At 72.0% G+C, this 15,515-nt stretch carries 18 protein-coding genes; 8 read left to right on the forward strand and 10 right to left on the reverse strand.

The genetic code is table 11. From position 1 onward, the window contains the following. Positions 1-5: 5 nt before the first annotated feature. Entirely contained in the window at positions 6-899 is an 894-nt protein-coding gene (locus HUO13_RS18715; protein ID WP_211896433.1) for a TetR/AcrR family transcriptional regulator C-terminal domain-containing protein, read from the reverse strand. A 216-nt stretch (positions 900-1,115) separates the two neighbouring features. Between HUO13_RS18715 and HUO13_RS18720 the strand changes: the two genes are divergently transcribed. Next, on the forward strand, positions 1,116-2,297 hold the full coding sequence (locus tag HUO13_RS18720) for an FAD-dependent monooxygenase (RefSeq protein WP_211896434.1): 1,182 nt from the start codon (positions 1,116-1,118) through the stop codon (positions 2,295-2,297). Positions 2,298-2,343: 46 nt separating this feature from the next. After that, a complete protein-coding gene (locus tag HUO13_RS18725; protein WP_011874222.1) occupies positions 2,344-2,556 on the forward strand; it encodes a DUF2277 domain-containing protein in 213 nt (70 codons plus the stop codon). 6 nt (positions 2,557-2,562) lie between these two features. Here the strand turns inward: HUO13_RS18725 and HUO13_RS18730 are convergent, their stop codons facing one another. Together HUO13_RS18730 and HUO13_RS18735 are read right to left on the reverse strand one after the other, a co-directional pair. Then, on the reverse strand, positions 2,563-3,150 hold the full coding sequence (locus HUO13_RS18730) for a TetR/AcrR family transcriptional regulator (protein ID WP_211896435.1): 588 nt from the start codon (positions 3,148-3,150) through the stop codon (positions 2,563-2,565). Beyond that, positions 3,147-4,187 (reverse strand): CE1758 family FMN-dependent luciferase-like monooxygenase, encoded by a 1,041-nt coding sequence (locus HUO13_RS18735; protein WP_211896436.1) that lies wholly within the window; start codon positions 4,185-4,187, stop codon positions 3,147-3,149. The genes HUO13_RS18730 and HUO13_RS18735 overlap by 4 nt, the downstream gene beginning before the upstream one ends. Before the next feature lie 227 nt (positions 4,188-4,414). Here HUO13_RS18735 and HUO13_RS18740 point away from each other — a divergent pair, with 227 nt between their 5' ends. Next, a complete protein-coding gene (locus HUO13_RS18740; RefSeq protein ID WP_211896437.1) occupies positions 4,415-4,675 on the forward strand; it encodes a hypothetical protein in 261 nt (86 codons plus the stop codon). Positions 4,676-4,720: 45 nt separating this feature from the next. Here HUO13_RS18740 and HUO13_RS18745 read toward each other — a convergent pair whose 3' ends face one another. The 4 genes from HUO13_RS18745 to HUO13_RS18760 all read right to left on the reverse strand — a co-directional run bounded on the left by HUO13_RS18745 (position 4,721) and on the right by HUO13_RS18760 (position 8,162). Then, entirely contained in the window at positions 4,721-5,212 is a 492-nt protein-coding gene (locus HUO13_RS18745; protein ID WP_211896438.1) for a hemerythrin domain-containing protein, read from the reverse strand. Positions 5,213-5,277: 65 nt separating this feature from the next. Then, complete coding sequence (locus HUO13_RS18750; RefSeq protein ID WP_211896439.1) at positions 5,278-6,138, reverse strand: metallophosphoesterase family protein; 861 nt, start codon at positions 6,136-6,138, stop codon at positions 5,278-5,280. Positions 6,139-6,302: 164 nt separating this feature from the next. Continuing rightward, complete coding sequence (locus HUO13_RS18755; RefSeq protein ID WP_211896440.1) at positions 6,303-7,532, reverse strand: NAD(P)/FAD-dependent oxidoreductase; 1,230 nt, start codon at positions 7,530-7,532, stop codon at positions 6,303-6,305. 156 nt (positions 7,533-7,688) lie between these two features. After that, a complete protein-coding gene (locus HUO13_RS18760; protein WP_211896441.1) occupies positions 7,689-8,162 on the reverse strand; it encodes a carboxymuconolactone decarboxylase family protein in 474 nt (157 codons plus the stop codon). A 676-nt stretch (positions 8,163-8,838) separates the two neighbouring features. Between HUO13_RS18760 and HUO13_RS18765 the strand changes: the two genes are divergently transcribed. From HUO13_RS18765 to HUO13_RS18785, 5 genes are all read left to right on the forward strand, one after another. Next, positions 8,839-9,180, forward strand: coding sequence for a hypothetical protein (locus tag HUO13_RS18765; protein WP_211896442.1), 342 nt, complete (start codon positions 8,839-8,841; stop codon positions 9,178-9,180). After that, a complete protein-coding gene (locus tag HUO13_RS18770) occupies positions 9,177-9,611 on the forward strand; it encodes an FAD-dependent monooxygenase (RefSeq protein ID WP_249123850.1) in 435 nt (144 codons plus the stop codon). Before HUO13_RS18765 ends, HUO13_RS18770 begins: the two co-directional genes overlap by 4 nt. Before the next feature lie 2 nt (positions 9,612-9,613). Next, positions 9,614-10,411: an aminotransferase class IV gene (locus HUO13_RS18775; RefSeq protein WP_211896443.1), complete on the forward strand. Its 798-nt coding sequence runs from the start codon at positions 9,614-9,616 to the stop codon at positions 10,409-10,411. A gap of 307 nt (positions 10,412-10,718) precedes the next feature. Beyond that, positions 10,719-10,979, forward strand: a complete 261-nt coding sequence (locus HUO13_RS18780; RefSeq protein WP_211896444.1) for a GlsB/YeaQ/YmgE family stress response membrane protein — start codon at positions 10,719-10,721, stop codon at positions 10,977-10,979. A gap of 135 nt (positions 10,980-11,114) precedes the next feature. Continuing rightward, positions 11,115-11,468, forward strand: coding sequence for a YybH family protein (locus HUO13_RS18785; protein WP_211896445.1), 354 nt, complete (start codon positions 11,115-11,117; stop codon positions 11,466-11,468). A 210-nt stretch (positions 11,469-11,678) separates the two neighbouring features. Here HUO13_RS18785 and HUO13_RS18790 read toward each other — a convergent pair whose 3' ends face one another. The 3 genes from HUO13_RS18790 to HUO13_RS18800 all read right to left on the reverse strand — a co-directional run bounded on the left by HUO13_RS18790 (position 11,679) and on the right by HUO13_RS18800 (position 15,455). Next, positions 11,679-13,472 carry an ABC transporter ATP-binding protein gene (locus HUO13_RS18790; protein WP_249123851.1) on the reverse strand — a complete coding sequence of 598 codons (1,794 nt, stop codon included), beginning with the start codon at positions 13,470-13,472 and terminating at the stop codon, positions 11,679-11,681. Further along, positions 13,465-15,225: an ABC transporter ATP-binding protein gene (locus HUO13_RS18795; RefSeq protein WP_211896446.1), complete on the reverse strand. Its 1,761-nt coding sequence runs from the start codon at positions 15,223-15,225 to the stop codon at positions 13,465-13,467. The genes HUO13_RS18790 and HUO13_RS18795 overlap by 8 nt, the downstream gene beginning before the upstream one ends. A gap of 80 nt (positions 15,226-15,305) precedes the next feature. Further along, positions 15,306-15,455 carry a VenA family class IV lanthipeptide gene (locus tag HUO13_RS18800; protein ID WP_211896447.1) on the reverse strand — a complete coding sequence of 50 codons (150 nt, stop codon included), beginning with the start codon at positions 15,453-15,455 and terminating at the stop codon, positions 15,306-15,308. Between the last annotated feature and the right edge of the window lie 60 nt (positions 15,456-15,515).

Here is a 15,515-nt window from a genome sequence, read left to right on the forward strand (position 1 = left end):
CGGGGTCAGTCGGCGCCGACCAGCCGCTCCACGCCCGCGAGCAGCCGGGCGAGGCCGAACTCGAACACCGAGTCCAGGTCGAGGTCGTGGCCGTCGGCGAAGGCGGCGAGCACGGGCGCGAACGCCGGGTAGTCTTCGGAGGCGGCCAGCACGGCGTAGGCGGACGCCTGGGCAGCGCCCCACTGCCGTTCGGTGAGCCCGCTGTCGGACTCGGCGCCTGCCTCCGCCTCGAGGTTCACGGCCAGCCCCTGCACGAACCCGTACAGCACGACGTGCACGTGCAGCATCGTCGCCGGGTACAGCCCCAGGCCGTGCAGCGCACCGAGCGCCCACTCGGCGTGGTGCACGACGTTGGGCAACGGCAGCGGCCGGAAGACCGTGACGACGTGCGCCAGCCACGGGTGCCTGCGGTACAGCGCCCACTGCGAGCGCGCCGACTCCTCCAGACGCCCGCGCCAGTCCGGGTGCGGTTCGGCGGGCATCCGCTCCTCGCCGAAGGCCGTGTCGGCCATCAGCAGGAGCAGGTCGTCCTTGCCCTCGACGTACCGGTAGAGCGACATCGTGGGAATGTCGAGCTTGGCGGCGAGTCCTCGCATCGACAGCGCGGCCAGGCCCTCGGAGTCGGCGATGGCGATCGCGGCGCGGGCGATGTGCTCGCGGCTCGGCTCCCTCGCGGGGGCGGGTTCGGCTCCCGCGACGACCGTGCCCACGCGCGGCGTGGTCCGCACGAGACCTTCCTGGCGCAGGACCGCGAGCGCCTTGGTTGCGGTGGCCATCGCGACGTCCCATTCCTGGCAGATGCGCCGGGTCGAGGGCGCCCGATCGCCCGGCGCCAGCTCGCCGGTGGCGATCCGCCGCCGGATCTCGGCCACGACGCGGAGGCAGGGCGGAGTGTCCACGGTCCCTTTCCACTGCTCGCGAGAACTGCACTAGTGCAAAGACCCACGACGACCTTATCCGACTACCGTTGCTGCTGGTGGACTTCGCGCGCGTGCACTAGGTCAGCCACCCGCTTCTCGCACCAAACCGTCGCAATAACCTCTTACGGCATAACGACATTCCGAGCTGTACGGCGTACCGGAAGGCCCTGCGGCTGCGAACCTGGGAGGTTTGTGGTGAACAACGGCAACGTCCTGATCTCCGGCGCGGGAGTCGCCGGGCCGTCGCTGGCGTACTGGCTGCACCGCAGCGGTTTCACCGTCACGGTGGTCGAACGCGCACCCGCACCGCGCGGTGGCGGGCAGGCGGTGGACTTCCGGGGCCCGGCGCACCTGGGCGTGCTGGAGCGCATGGGAGTTCTCGACGAGATCAGGCGCCACCGGACGCGGATGGGCAGGCAGTCGGTGGTGGACGCCACCGGACGGCGACTGGTCGACCTCCCCGCGGAGTTCACCGGCGGTGACGTCGAGATCGAACGCGGTGAGCTGGTGCGCATCCTGCACGACGCGACCCGCGGCAACGCCGAGTACGTCTTCGGCGACCGCGTCACCTCGTTGGAGCAGACCCCGGGCGGCGTGGACGTCACCTTCGAGCGGGCAGGCCCCCGCACCTTCGACCTCGTGGTCGGCGCGGACGGGCTGCACTCGGGCATCCGCGCGCTGGCGTTCGGCCCTGACTCGCGCTTCCTGCACTACCTCGGCCACTGCTTCGCCAGCTTCACCGTCCCGAACCACCTCGGTCTGCGGCGCACCGCGCTGGGCTACTGCGTGCCGAACCGCGGCGCGGCGATCGCGGCGACGGGCGATCCGGACGTGGCGCGGGCGATCCTCGTCTTCGCCGCCCCGGACGCCGGCTACGACCGCTACGACCTCCAGCAGCAGAAGGAGCTGCTAGCCGAGACCTACGGCGATGTCGGTTGGGAGGTGCCGCGCCTGCTGGCAGCGCTCCCGGACACCACCGACCTCCACTTCGACTCGATCAGCCGAGTCGACCTGGACCGCTACTCGACCGGGCGGGTGGTGCTGCTGGGCGACGCCGGCTACGGCGCCGCGCTCGGTGGCCAGGGCACCGGCCTGGCCGTGGTGTGCGCGTACGTGCTCGCGACCGAGCTGGCGGCGGCCCGAGGCGACCACCGGGTCGCCTTCGAACGGTACGAGCGGCGCATCCGCGGCTACGCGACTGAATGCCAGAAAGGGGCCGCGCGGGTCGGGCCGTTCTTCGCCCCGCCCACGCGGGCGGCGATCTGGCGGCGCAACCAGCTCTACCGCGTCCTTTCGTCGCGGGCGGGAAGCGGTTTCTTCCGCTGGCTCGGCGCGAGGGCGGCGAGCGCGATCGAGCTCGACCGTGCTGCCGCATGAGCGATGCCGCGCGGCGCCTGTCGGTGCGCCGGAGCACAATGCCGGCATGTGCCGCAGCATCAAGACGCTCCGCCCGCCCTATGCCGAGCAGGTGACCGAGACCGACATCCGTGCCGCCGCGCTCCAGTACGTGCGCAAGGTGTCGGGCTTCCGGCAGCCCGCGGCGCACAACGCCGCGGCCTTCGACCGCGCGGTGGACGAGATCGAGCGGGCCACGGCCGAGCTCCTGTCCACCATCGAGGTGCGCGGCGCGCGGTAGCCGCGGTCACGAGTCCGTTCGCGCCACCAGTTCCCGCAGGGCCTCCAGGGCTTGGTCCGCGGGTAGCTCGGGATCGACCATCCGGTGCAGCATCAGCCCGTCGAGGAGGGCGACGATCAGCGTCGCGGCGCCGATCCGGCGCTGCGGCGTCCAGTCCCGGTGGAGCTGCCCCAGCCGGTCGGCGAGGTCCGCACGCGCCTGCCGCAGCTCGTCGCGCAGCACCTCCCCGAGCAGCGGGTCGCGCATCGCTCCCGCGATCAGCTCCACGGCCAGCCGCGTCGCCCTCGTGTCGTCGGTGGTGGCGGGCAGCAGCCTGCGCAGCGCGCTGAGCGCGGCGTGCTCGTCGCGTGCCCCGAGGAGCTCGTCGAGGACCGGGTTGACCACCACCTCGGTCGCCCGGCGGGCGATGGCGGCGTGCAGGTTCGCCGACCCGCCGAAGTGGTAGTGGATCAGCCCCAGGTTGGCGCCCGCGCGCTCGGCCACGGCCCGGGTGGTCACCGCCGGCCAGCCGCCCTCGGCCAGCAGCTCCACGCCGACCTCCACCAGGTGCGCCCGGCGACGGGCACCCCGCCCGGCTCCACCTGAACTGGTCATCCGACCAACTTAGCACCGGCCTGCCCGGAGGCGGTCTCCCGCCGGAGGACCGGCAGCACGTGCTCGCCGAGCAGGTCGATCTGCTCCAGCGCGGTGTCCAGCGGGATGCCGCCGAGGTCGAGGCTGAACAGCTGCCTGCGGTAGTCGCCGTAGCGCTCACGGAAGGTGAGGGTCTTGTCGATGACCTGCTGCGGGCTGCCCACGCTCAGCGCGGTGGTCTCCATGACCCGCTCGAGCGAGGTCTGCTCGCGGTAGACGGGGGTGTTGTGGAAGTAGGGGCGGAACTCCTCGACCGCGTCCTGGGACCTCGGCCGGATGAAGATCTGCCCGCCCACGCCGACGACGGCGTCCTCGGCCCGGCCGTGGCCGTGCTCCTCGTAGCGCCGCCGGTACAGCTCGACCAGCGGCCCGAAATGGCCCATCGGGATGAACAGGTTGCTGATGAAGAAGCCGTCGCCGTAGCGCGCGGCGTTCTCGGCGGTCTCGGTTTGGCGCACGCAGCCGTGCCACACCGGCGGCGGCGAGCCGTCCAGCGGTCGCGGTACCGAGGTGAATCCGCGCAGGGGAGTGCGGAACCTGCCGTCCCAGTCGACGTCCTCCTCCCGCCACAGCCGGTGCAGCAGCGCGTAGTTCTCGGCGGCGAGCTCCACGCCGTCCTCGGCCCTCCTGCCGAACCACGGGTAGACCGCCTCGGTGTTGCCCCGCCCGAGGATCAGTTCGACCCGTTCGGGCGCCAGGTGCTGGAGCGTGGCGAACTCCTCGGCGATCCTGACCGGGTCGTTGGTGGTGATGAGGGTCGAGCCGGTGCACAGCACCAGCCGCGAGGTGACCGCGGCGATGTAGGCCAGCAGCGTGCTGCCGGAACTGGTGACGAACGGCGGGTTGTGGTGCTCTCCCAGCGCGAACACGTCTAGCCCCGCCTCTTCGGCCCGGCGCGCGAGCGTGCTGAGCGCCCGGACGCGGTCGTTCTCGCTGGGGCGGGCTCCGGTGCGGGGATCCGGCAGCAGGTCCCCGATCGTCAGCATCCCGAATTCCATGGCGGTGTCCTCGCAAGGTGTGAACGACTCGAACGGCGGTTGCGGCGGCCGGGCGCGGTGTGTCAGGGCCAGAGACCGCGAGTCCGGTTGATCGATCATGTGCGCCGGTGCTGGTTTGGTTCCCATGCGCCCGGGGCAACGGTCTCGTAGGGGATCACTCCCGCCCGGCCGGGAACGGCCCGGCCTGGCGGGCCGCCGGCCGGGATGCGAGAGCAACGGGAGGATCGATGTCCAAGACCGAAGAAGGTGCGGTTCGCAAGGTCAGACGTCGGCTGCGGTTCTGGTTGCGCCTGGTCGGTGCGCTGGTCGCGTTGTTCGTGATCGCCGTGGTCGTGGCCGCGGTGGTGATCGCGCAGGATCCGTCGCGCGCCGCCAGCGGGGTCAACGGTTTCCTGTCCGCCCTCGACGACGGTGCCAAGGCGGTCCTGTACGCGCCGATCGCGTTCTTCCAGGCCCTGGTCTCCTTCGTCGACCAGGTGGTCAACTGACGACGGTGCCGGCGGTCCGCGCCCGGCGGGCCGCCGGCCCGCGCGTCACGACTGGCGTTCGACGAGCGCCCGGACGTACTCGACGCTGCCGCAGCCTTCCTCGATCCTGGCGCGGCGGGCGCGCAGGAACGCCTCGCCGAGCTCGCCGCGGCGCGCCTCGTCCAGCGTCGCGCGGGCGTCGTTGAGGATCGTGCGCTCCTCCTCGTCGAGGTGATGGGTGAGCGACTCGCTCAGCTCCTCGAGCTTGCGGTCCCATTCCGGCGTCCCCGGCCCGCCCGCCTCGAGCAGGCCGAGCAGCGCCGCATGGCCCTCGGCGTGCTCCTCCGCGCCGTGCTCGACCTCTTCCGAGTCCACCTGCGAGGACCGCCGCAGCACCGGGTAGACGTCGGACTCCTCGGCCTCGGCGTGCGCGACGAGCAGCTCCGAGAGTTCGCCCAGCGCCTTTTCCCGGTCGCCCTCGGAGCTGCGCAGCTCGCGCAGCAGGTCCTCGAAACGCCGGTGGTCGGCCAGGATCAGCTCCACCACGTCGTTCGGCATGCTCGTTTCCACCTTCCTGCTGTCGCCGGTCGGCGCTCCCGCCCGGTCGGCAGGAGCGCCGCCGGTCACGATCCGTCCGCCGGGTCGAGCAGGGGCAGGATCTGACGCGCCAGCCCGTGCGGGTGACCGCGCTTGCCCCACTCGCGCGGGTAGCCGATGGACACCTCCTCGAAGGGCACGCCGTCGTAGCGCGTGCGGCGGGGGATGTGCAGGTGTCCGTACACGACCGCGCTGACGTTGAAGCGGCGGTGCCAGTCCGCGGTGCGCTCGGTGCCGCACCACTGCGCGAACACCGGGTAGTAGAGGACGTCGGTGGGCTTGCGCACCAGCGGGTAGTGGTTGACCAGCACCAGCGGGATGTCGTCGTCCAGCGCCTCCAGGCGCTTCTCCGTCTCGGTCACCCGGGCCTCGCACCAGGCCGCCCTGCTCGGGTACGGGTCGGGGTGCAGCAGGAACTCGTCGCTGCACACCACGCCGGTGTCGTAGGCCTTCTTCAGCGCCTCGGTGCTGTTGGACGTGCCGGGCGGCAGGAAGGAGTAGTCGTAGAGCAGGAACAGCGGCGCGACCCGCGCGGGTCCGCCGGCGCCTTCCCACGCCGGATAGGGGTCCTCCGGCGTCACGACGTCGAGACTGCGGCACAGTTCGACCAGGTGGCGGTAGCGCGCGTCGCCGCGCAGCTGCACGGGGTCCTTCGACGGCGTCCACAGCTCGTGGTTGCCCGGCACCCACAGCACCCGCGAGAACCGGCTGCTGAGCAGTGCCAACGCCCATTCGATCTGCTTGGTGGACTCCCCGACGTCGCCTGCGACGATCAGCCAGTCGTCGTCGGACTCCGGTACCAGGCGCTTCACGATCTCCCGGTTCTCGGAGTAGCCCACGTGCAGGTCGCTGGTGGCGAACAACTTGCCTTCTGCGGTGCCGCTCACGTTCGTGATCGTATCAACCGGGTGGGTCGCGGCGGGGCCGAACGAAGCCCCACGGCCATGTGCGACGCACGAGCGATCCGCCTCGTCTGCGTGGGTGGTCCACATTGGACATGACTGGTTCGGCGCGCCGGCGAACCCCGCTGACCGGAGCGAGCCGCCGTCGGCTACGGCACGAGCGAGGCGAGGTCGCCCGAGCGCAGCTGCCGCGCGTCGACCTCGGCGTGGCGATCGACCAGTGCCTGCAGCGCGTCGCCGTCGTCCCACCAGTTGACGTTCATGGCGGCCTGCACGCGGCCCTCCCGCAACCAGAAAGCGATGAACTCGCGTGCGCCGAGGTCGCCGCGGACCACCAGCTCGTCGTGCCTGGGGTCGGCGAGTCCCCGGTACTCCATGCCAAGCTCGTACTGGTCGGTGAAGAAGTACGGCTCGGCCCGGTACGGCTGCCCCGCGTCGAGCAGGTTGCCCGCGACGTGGGCTCCCTGGTCCTTCGCGTTGGCCCAGTGCTCGACGCGGATGCGCCCGTGGACCGGGTGGTCGGGCGCGGCGATGTCACCCGCGGCGAAGACGTCCGGATCCGACGTGCGCAGCGTCGAATCCACCGCGACACCGCCCCCGGGCACCTCGTTGGTCAGGATCAGCCCCGCCTGCTCGGCGAGGCCGAGCCGGGGCGCGGCTCCCACGCCGACCACCGCCATGTCGGCCGGGATCTCGGTGCCGTCGGTCAGCACGACGCCGGTCAGCTGGTCCTCACCGGTGAACCCGGCGACCGCCGTGGCGAGCCGCCAGTCGACCCCCTGCTCGGCGTGCACCGCGCGGAACACCTCGCCCATCTCGTCGCCGAGCGAACCTCGCAGCGGGAGCGGCAGCGGGTCGACGACGGTGGTCGCCGCCCCGTGGGAGCGGGCCGCTGCCGCGACCTCGCAGCCGATCCAGCCCGCACCGACCACGACCACCCGCTCGGCCTGCCGCAACGCCGTGCGCAACGCGAGCGAGTCGTCCAGCGTGCGCAGCAGGTGCAGGCCGCGCAGGTCGCTCCCGGGAACGCGCAGCGCACGCGGGTGCGAGCCGGTGGCGAGCAAGAGTCGGTCGTAGCGGTGCTCCTCGCCTTCGGAGTCGAGCACGCTGTGACCGGCGAGCGACACCCGTTCCACCGCCGTCGCGCTGTGCAGGCGGATGTCCCTGTCGGCGTAGGCGTTCTCGTCGTGAACCCACGCGGGTTCGTCGGCGTTGCCGAGCAGGATCTCCTTGGACAGCGCGGGCAACTCGTACGGCCGGTGCCGCTCGCGGCCGAACAGCAGGATCTCGCCGTCGAAACCGCGCTCCCGCAGCGCACCGGCGGCGGAGGCACCGGCGAGCCCGGCACCGACGATGACCACGCGACGAGGAACTGCCATGGTGGGCCTCCCGGGGCTGCGTACTGCTGCGCAAGACGCTATCGGCCGTCGTGGATCTCCGCCAGCAGGAACGCCGGTGGCGCCGCCGGCCCGGGGCGGCGGCGCCGGCCGGTCATGCCTGGAGGCGTTCCGGGAATCCGTCCGGTGGACCGGAGGTCAGTTCGCCGGGGGCCGGTAGCCGCCGACGGGACTGCGCTGCGTGACGCCGGTGCGGTTCCAGGCGTTGATCAGCACGATCGCCATGATGACCTTGGCCAGGCCCTCCTCGTCGAAGTGCTTTCTGGCGTTGTCGAAGACGTCGTCGGGCACGTGCCCCTCGGTGACCAGTGTGATGGCCTCGGTCAGCGCCAGCACGGCGCGCTCCTGCTCGGTGAAGAAGTCGGTGTCGCGCCAGGCGTTCAACGCGAAGATGCGCTGCTCGGTCTCGCCCGCGGCGCGTGCGTCCTTGGTGTGCATGTCCAGGCAGAACGCACACCCGTTGATCTGCGAGGCGCGGATGAAGACGAGTTCCTTCAGCGTGTGGTCCAGGCCGGAGTTGACGACCGCGGCGTGCATTCCCGCGAGGGCGCGGTAGCCCTCGCCCCACGCCTTGGCGAGCTCGATTCGTGCCTCTTGTGGCAACTTGACCATCCTTACCGGTGTCGTGCGGCCGCGCGCCGGGAATCCGCCGTCGGCGGGAGCCGCGGCCGCGGGAGTCGCGGTGTTGATCGGTGCGGAATCGGCGACCGCGGGTCCGGCCGCTTTCGTGAATCCGCTGACGGCGCTTCTCGGTGCCGTGAACGGCGGCGGTTCCGAATTGCGTCGCAGGAACTGCCGTGGTGCTCGAAGTCCCCGGATTCTCGAACTTCCGCGATGGTGCGCCTGCCGCCGGATGGCTCCCGCGGCAGGGTGGTGCTCGGAACTGCGGGCTCGCCCGACTCGCTGGAAGAACGGGCGATTCGCCCCGAAGCCGAAAGCGAGACGCATTCCAACTTCTTGATCACTTTACCACGCGCGGCATTTCCGCGATTTGGTGCGGGGATTTCCACGTCCCGGTCCGCCGCAGTTCCTCGAACCAGAATTCGACCGGGTCGTCGCCCTGCTGACCGGGCGCCCAGTTGTGGACGCATGACCAGCCGCGACATTGCCCGGAACGGAGTGAGCAGCGAGCCGCCTGGCGGGGTGCGTCGGGGAGCATCACGATCCGCGACTGGCGCTGGTGAGCTTGGCGGCGCTGTCGGTGCGATGGTGGCGATCCCGCTGCCCAACCGCTACCGCGCCACCCACCGGGCGGGCCTGGCGCTGGCCGCGGGAGCGGCCGCAACCCTTGCGCGCTGACACCGCCGCCAGTGACTCGGTGCCGGTGGTGGGCGTGTTGATGCTGGTGTTCGTCACCGCCATCATGGTGGTCGCACCGGGGCTGACGCGGCTGGTGAGCGAACTGAGCGCACCCGCGCGGGGTGCGGGCGTGGTGCTCTGCACCTCCGCCCTGCACGTGGGCGCCAGCGCCGGACAGCAACTGGTCGCCGTGATCAGCGGCGCCGATTTCACAGCGGTGCTGGTCGTTCTCGGCGCCGTCCAGGTCGCCGGAGCGGTGCTGGTCGCGGTGGCCGGAGGGCTCGGCGGTGGTTCCGGACAAGCCGAACGCGAAGGAGCGCAGACGCAGTGAGCGCGCGGAACACCAACTCCCGGGCGGCGGTCATCGTCGTCGGAGCGGGCCCGGTCGGGCTGTCGGCGGTCGCGCTGCGGTCCTACGGGCTGGAGGTCACCGTCCTCGAGGCCGACCCCGCCAACCGGGTCCGGCAGGGCAACCGCGCCCTGTTCGTCCATCGCGAGTCCCTGGCGCTGCTCGATCGCGCCAGTCCCGGCCTGGCCTCGGCGATCTCCGGCGTCACCGCGGTCGATGTGGGACCGGGCGAGGTGCTGCTGACCACTGAGGACGGTGCGAGCCACCGGGTCGGCACTGGCCCACCTGCGGCCGAAGAACCGCATCAGTCGGCGCGCCGCCGCGCTCTCTCCGGTGGTCCCGGCGTTCGGCGAATGGCTGGAGCAGGCGACCTGCGGGCCGAAGAAGACCAGACCGCACGCGGGAGGTACTGACAGTGGGCCGCTCGGTTCCGCAACTCGCCGCCGAGTCCTACGTTTGGGACCGGCGGGAGGGGCTGCTCGCCGCACCCGTCGAGGACGCTCCGATGGCGGCCGCCGACTCATGGCTGGTGACCGGCGGCCGGGTGCGGGCGCTCGACCGGCACCGCGCGCGTTTCGGCACGGTGTGCGCAGAGCACGTGGGGCCGGAGGAGCTCGGCGAGTTCTGGCACGCCGTCGTGGCGGCGCTGCCGCGGCAGGGCGACTGGTTCCCCCGGGTCGAGCTGGTCACCGCCGCGCCGGGGCCGCGCCTGCGGCTGCGCGTCCGCCCCGCACCGCCGCTCGGCACGCGGATCCGGGTGTGGCCGCTGGACGGCCCCGACGAGCGAAGTGCGCCGCGCACGAAGGGACCGGACCTGCCGTGGCTGGGCCGTGCACGCGCCCGCGCCGTCGACGCCGGTGCCGACGAGGCGCTGCTGACCACCTCCGGGGGAACCGTGGTGGAAGGCGCGACCTCGGCGCTGCTGTGGTGGGAGGACGACGTGCTCTGCCTGCCGTCGCAGTCGCTTCCCGTGCTCGACAGCGTCACCGCGGGGCTGGTCGTCGACCGCGCCGCTGACCTGGGCGTACCGATTGAGTACCGCGAGTGCGACCTGTCCGGGCTCGCCGGGCGCGAAGCGTGGTTCGTCAACGCGCTGCACGGCATCCGGCCGGTCGTGTCGTGGGTCGGTACCGCGATCGTGCCAGGACCGCCCTCGCGAGCCGGCGAGTGGAGCGAATGGCTGTCCGCTCTCGCCGAGCCGCTCGCGGCCTGACCTCCGCACTTCTGGTAGGTCGTTCGGGTCGTCATACCAACGCCGCGACCGCGGCTCGGCGCCGTGTCGACCGGGTGTTCCCAGCGCTGCCACGAGTGTGATCTCCGCCCCGCCGTGGCATCGGCCCCGGGTGGTGGTCTGCGGCATCGCGGCTGGTCATGCTACTGGTGCGGTCGGGTCGGGAGCTGACTTGGGCGACGGAGCGCGTTCGCGGGGGACGGTGTCGTGAGGGAGAAATGTGTGACCGCGCCCGTCGGAGGGCACCCATGGGGCCAAGACGGATTCCGAGGCCGAAGGGAGCAATCCGGTGGGCATCCTGAGTTGGATTGTTTTCGGGCTGATCGCCGGCGCGATCGCCAAGTTCATCATGCCGGGCAAGGATCCGGGCGGGATCATCGTGACGATCATCATCGGTGTGCTCGGCGGACTGCTCGGCGGCTGGCTGGGATCGGCCGTGAGCGGCGGAGGCGTGTCGGGCTTCAACGTGATGAGCTTCGTGTGGGCGGTCATCGGGTCGCTGGTCCTGCTCATCATCTACCGGCTGATCTTCCACCGGGCGCGGGCGTAGCCGCCCGGACCGGCGAACGTGCGAGCTGATGCGACCGCGTTCACCCGACGCGTTCGGCGGAGGGCCCGGACTGGCAGGTCCGGCCCTCCGCCGAACGCCGCTCTCGCCCGGCACCGGCGCGCGGGGGCGGGTGCCATGACCGAGCGGGAACGCGCCGCCCGCCCCGAAGATCTGGCGCGGCTGTTCGTGGAACGCGCCAACGCCGGTGATGTGGAGGGCCTCGTGGAGCTCTACGAGCCGGACGCGGTGCTGGCGTTCCGGCCGGGCCAGGTGGTGCGGGGCAGCGAGCAGATCAGGAAGGTCTACGAACAGCTCCTGGTCGACCGGCCGGTGTTCACGCCGGGTGAGCCGCTTCCCGTGCTGCGCAACGGGGAAATCGCGCTCACCGCGACGAAGCTGGCGCGGGGCGTGACGACCGCGGAGGTCGCCAGGCGCCAGCCCGACGGGAGCTGGCTCTGGGTGATCGATCAGCCCAACCTCAGAGCATAGGAATCCCTGCGCGTCTTAGGACTCGCCGTGCGTGGCGCTTCCGGTGGCGTTACCTCAGGCGCCCTCTGGCTCCGGGATCTTTTTCTGACGTATCAGCCATACGCTGCGAAAAAGCTGTCCTCGCCAGAGGGCGCCTGAGAACCCGCGGCGGTGCGGGTTGCGGGGGGTGGGCCAAGCGGCTTCGCCGCTTCAAAGACCCAGGACGGGCATTCAGGGCCGCACCGCTCCCGCCGCCGTTCCGTCCGGTGTGGACGATTCGCCGCGGGGAGCCGGCACGGTCGCGCCGCGCCAGTACCCGACCAGGTCGGCGTAGAGCGTGCTTGATGTCAGCAGCTCCTCGTGCGTGCCGATGACGGCGGTCTCGCCGTCCATCACCATGACCCGCTGCGCCCTCATCGCCGAGCTGATGCGGTGCGCGAGCACGATAAGCGTGCCGCCGCGCCGCTGGAAGGCGGCCTCGGCCCGTGCCTCGGCCTCGGGGTCCAGGTGGCAGGTCGCCTCGTCGAGAACGACGACGCGTGCCGGCGACAACCACACCCGCGTCAGCGCGATGAGCTGGCGCTCACCCGCCGACAGCGTGTCGGCGCCCGCCCTGATCTCGGCGTCCCAGCCCCCGAGCCGGTCGATCAGCGCGGTGGCGCCGACCTCGTGTGCTGCGTGTTCCATTTCCTCCCGCGTCGCGTCGGGGTTGAGCACGGTCAGGTTGTCCCGGACCGTGCCGGCGAAGACGTAGGCCTCCTGCGGGATCAGCGCGATCTCGCGCCGCAGGACCACGTCGGCCACTTCGGCGATGTCGACACCGCCCAGCAGCACCCGGCCTCCCTGCGGGCGGGCGATGCCGGTGATCAGGTCGGCCAGGGTGGACTTGCCGACACCGCTGGGCCCCACCACCGCCAGGTGCGTGCCGTCCGCGATGGCGAAGTCCAGGCCGTCGACGACCGGGGCGGCGTGGGGCGAGTAGGCGAACCGCAGGCCCTCGGCGCGGATGTCGCGAGCCATGACCGGCAGCGCCCCGCCGGTCTCCGGCGGGACGGGGTCGCGCCGGGTGACCTCGGCCAGCCGCCCGAGCACGACGCCCAGCGCGACCAGCCACGTGCTGCCCGCGTTCACCAGGAACCGCATGGCCGGATCGAGCTGGTGCGCCAGGTACACCACCGCGCCGCCGACGACGCCCGCGGTGGCCGCACCGTGTGCGACCAGCCACGGTGACAGCAGCAGGAGCGCCAGCAGCGGCAGGTGCACGCCCACCGCCAGGACCAGTACCCGCGCGACCCGGGTCAGCGCATACGCACGGGCCGCCCGTGCGTTCTGGTGGACCGCGGCGGCCACTGCCGTGGCGGCCCGGCCTTGCGCCCCGCACGCGACGACGTCGCGGATCGCGTCGATGACCGGTTCGGCCTCGCGGGTGACCAGCTCGCCGGTGAGCACGACCTCGCGCTGCCTGGCGACCAGTGTCCGCAGCACCCGCAGGAACCCGAACACGGCGAGCGCCACCATCGGCGCGACGACTACGGCGATCAGCGGCGACAGCAACGCCAGTCCGGCCACGGCGACCAGTGCGGTGAGGAACTGGCGGGCGTTGCGCAGGACCGACGCCGCCAGGTTGCGCACGCTGTCGACCTGGTCGGTCGACTGGGCCACGCTCGCGCCGTCCAGTGGTGCGAGCTGGGCCACCGCGCGGCGCACGGTCGCCGTGACCAGGGCGGTGACCAGGTAGTCCCGCAGCGGTTCGACGATCTCGGCCAGCCACGGGTACACCCGCCGGGTCGCCACCGCCGCCAGGCAGTGCACCGCCGCGAGGACCGACAGCCACACCAGGCCCAGGTCCGGACGACCCGCGAGGAACCCGCGGTCGATGGCCGCCGCCACCAGCAGGCCGGAGACCAGCGGAGGCGCGGCTTCCAGGGACGACCAGATGATCAGCTTCCTCATCGCGTACCGGTTGGCGCGCAGCCGCTTGCGCAGCAGCGCGAACCCGGCCTGGACACTGCTCGGTTCAGCCACCGAACACCTCCCGGTAGGCGGGGTCGGACCACAGCTGCGCGTGCGGGGCGAAGCCCCTGACGCGCCCTTCGTCCAGCCAGGCCACCAGGTCGGCGCGCGCGGCCGTGGACGCCCGGTGCGCGACCAGCAGGCACGTGCGCCCGGCCAGCACGCGGTCGAGGGCGTGCGCGACCTGGACCTCGGTGGCCGCGTCGAGCGAGCTGGTCGCGTCGTCGAGGATCACCAGCCGCGCGTCGACCAGCACCGCCCGCGCCAGGCCGAGGCGCTGGACCTCTCCGCCGGAGAACCGCGCCTCCCGCACGGGGGTGTCGTACCCGTCGGGGAGCTTGCGCACGAAGTGGTCGGCCCGCGCGATCCGCGCGGCCCGCTCGACCTCGGCGCGGGAGGCGCCGGGACGTCCGTAGGCGATGGCGTCGTGGATGGTGCGGCCCAGCAGCGCGGGCTTCTCGAAGGCGTAGGCCACCGAGGTCCGCAACGCCGACTCCGAAACCTCGGCGAAGGCGACGCCGTCGAAGGTCACGGTGCCGCCGCAGGGGTGCACCAGCCGTCCGGCGACCGCGGCCAGCACCGACTTGCCGGAGCCGGACCTGCCGACCGCGGCGACGTTGCTGCCCGCTGGAATCCGCAGGTAGACGTTGTCGAGCACGACCCGGTCGCCCTCGCGCACCGTGACCCCGCGCAGGTCGAGCCGACCGGCCCCGATGTCGGGCACCACCGGCGAACCCGGCTCCCGAGCGGGTGTGGAGAGCACGGTGGCCACCCGCGTCGCGCCGATCTGGGCCTTCAGCACCATCACGATGCTCTCGACGGCTTCGAAGCCGTGAACCGCCAGCAGCACGTAGCCCGCCGACGCCACGAACTCGCCCGCCGTGATCCGCTCCGCGGCCAGGGCGAACCCGCCGACGCACAGCACCGCGATCTGCAGCAGCGGGATGAGCAGCAGCAGTTGCCAACCGATCTGTCCCTGGGCTTTCCACACCGCGCGTCCGGTGGTGTTGAGCTCGCCCAGCGGGCGCAGCACGCGCGCCGCGTCGCGCACCTGGGTGCCGTTGGCGCGGATCGTGCGGGCGCCGCGCAGGGCGTCGAGGAACCGCGCGACGATGTCGGCCTGGATCTGCTGGTAGCGCAGGAAGTGCTTGGCCGTCCTCGACAGGAACAGCCGGACTATCCCGAACGCGACCGGGATCCCCACCAGCAGCGTCACCGCCAGCGTCCAGTCGATGACCCACAGCGCCACCGCGCAACCGGCGAGGGTGAGCAGTCCTACCGCGATGTTGAGCAGCACGAGGAGGAAACCGGCGGGCTTGGCGGTGTCGGTGGTCAGGCGGGAGAGCAGGTCGCCGGAGGCGAAGCGGCGGCGGCCCGCGACACCGAGCGCCAGGACGTGGCGGATGAAGCGGTTGCGCAGGTCGGCGGTGACGGAGGCCAGGTAGTAGGCGTTCGCGAGTTCCGTGGCGGCGTCGGTGGCGCTGAGCACGGCCAGTACGACACCGACGTGGAGGACCGCGCTCGTCACACCAGTCCCGGTCACCGCGGCGTCGATGCCTTCCGCGACGGCGGCGGGCAGCAGCAGCGCGGCGGCGGCCCTGGCGATGACCGCAGGCACCAGCACCGAACTCCACAGCGGACACTCGCGGAGGCACTCGACGAGCAGCGCGCGCCCGGCGGCGCCGTCCTCTCCCTCGGTGTGCTCCAGCGGCAGGAAGCGCGCGAAGCCGCGCCGTCGCGGCGGCGCCATGGCGACGTCGGACATCCGACTCCTCCCTGGTACGAACGAGCGGGCGGAAGTGGCCGCGCGCGCGGCCACTTCCGCCCAGCAGCGGATGTCTTGGATCAGTCGTCGATGAGCAGGCTGGCGAGGAGGCAGTTCGACGCGAGCAGGCACTGGTCGCCGCCGCCGAACTGCACGCCGTCCTGGTCGATCGGGTCGGTTTCCGGGAGCTGCTGCAGAGCGGTCACGTCGAGCTCGAATTCGTCGTACATGACATACCTCCTGGGTTTTCCGGTTGGAACTGCGATCGGTGGTCGGTCACCACCTCCGGC

The organism is Saccharopolyspora erythraea (assembly GCF_018141105.1).
Classification (GTDB): Bacteria; Actinomycetota; Actinomycetes; order Mycobacteriales; family Pseudonocardiaceae; genus Saccharopolyspora_D; species Saccharopolyspora_D erythraea_A.

What these genes read in the sequence shown, in the direction of transcription:
- HUO13_RS18740 (WP_211896437.1), top strand. Translation starts at nt 4,415, where the DNA reads ATGTCCAAGACCGAAGAAGGTGCGGTTCGCAAGGTCAGACGTCGGCTG.
- HUO13_RS18755 (WP_211896440.1), bottom strand. Translation starts at nt 7,532, where the DNA reads ATGGCAGTTCCTCGTCGCGTGGTCATCGTCGGTGCCGGGCTCGCCGGT.
- HUO13_RS18735 (WP_211896436.1), bottom strand. Translation starts at nt 4,187, where the DNA reads ATGGAATTCGGGATGCTGACGATCGGGGACCTGCTGCCGGATCCCCGC.
- HUO13_RS18745 (WP_211896438.1), bottom strand. Translation starts at nt 5,212, where the DNA reads ATGCCGAACGACGTGGTGGAGCTGATCCTGGCCGACCACCGGCGTTTC.
- HUO13_RS18725 (WP_011874222.1), top strand. Translation starts at nt 2,344, where the DNA reads ATGTGCCGCAGCATCAAGACGCTCCGCCCGCCCTATGCCGAGCAGGTG.
- HUO13_RS18760 (WP_211896441.1), bottom strand. Translation starts at nt 8,162, where the DNA reads ATGGTCAAGTTGCCACAAGAGGCACGAATCGAGCTCGCCAAGGCGTGG.
- HUO13_RS18800 (WP_211896447.1), bottom strand. Translation starts at nt 15,455, where the DNA reads ATGTACGACGAATTCGAGCTCGACGTGACCGCTCTGCAGCAGCTCCCG.
- HUO13_RS18795 (WP_211896446.1), bottom strand. Translation starts at nt 15,225, where the DNA reads ATGTCCGACGTCGCCATGGCGCCGCCGCGACGGCGCGGCTTCGCGCGC.
- HUO13_RS18730 (WP_211896435.1), bottom strand. Translation starts at nt 3,150, where the DNA reads ATGACCAGTTCAGGTGGAGCCGGGCGGGGTGCCCGTCGCCGGGCGCAC.
- HUO13_RS18785 (WP_211896445.1), top strand. Translation starts at nt 11,115, where the DNA reads ATGACCGAGCGGGAACGCGCCGCCCGCCCCGAAGATCTGGCGCGGCTG.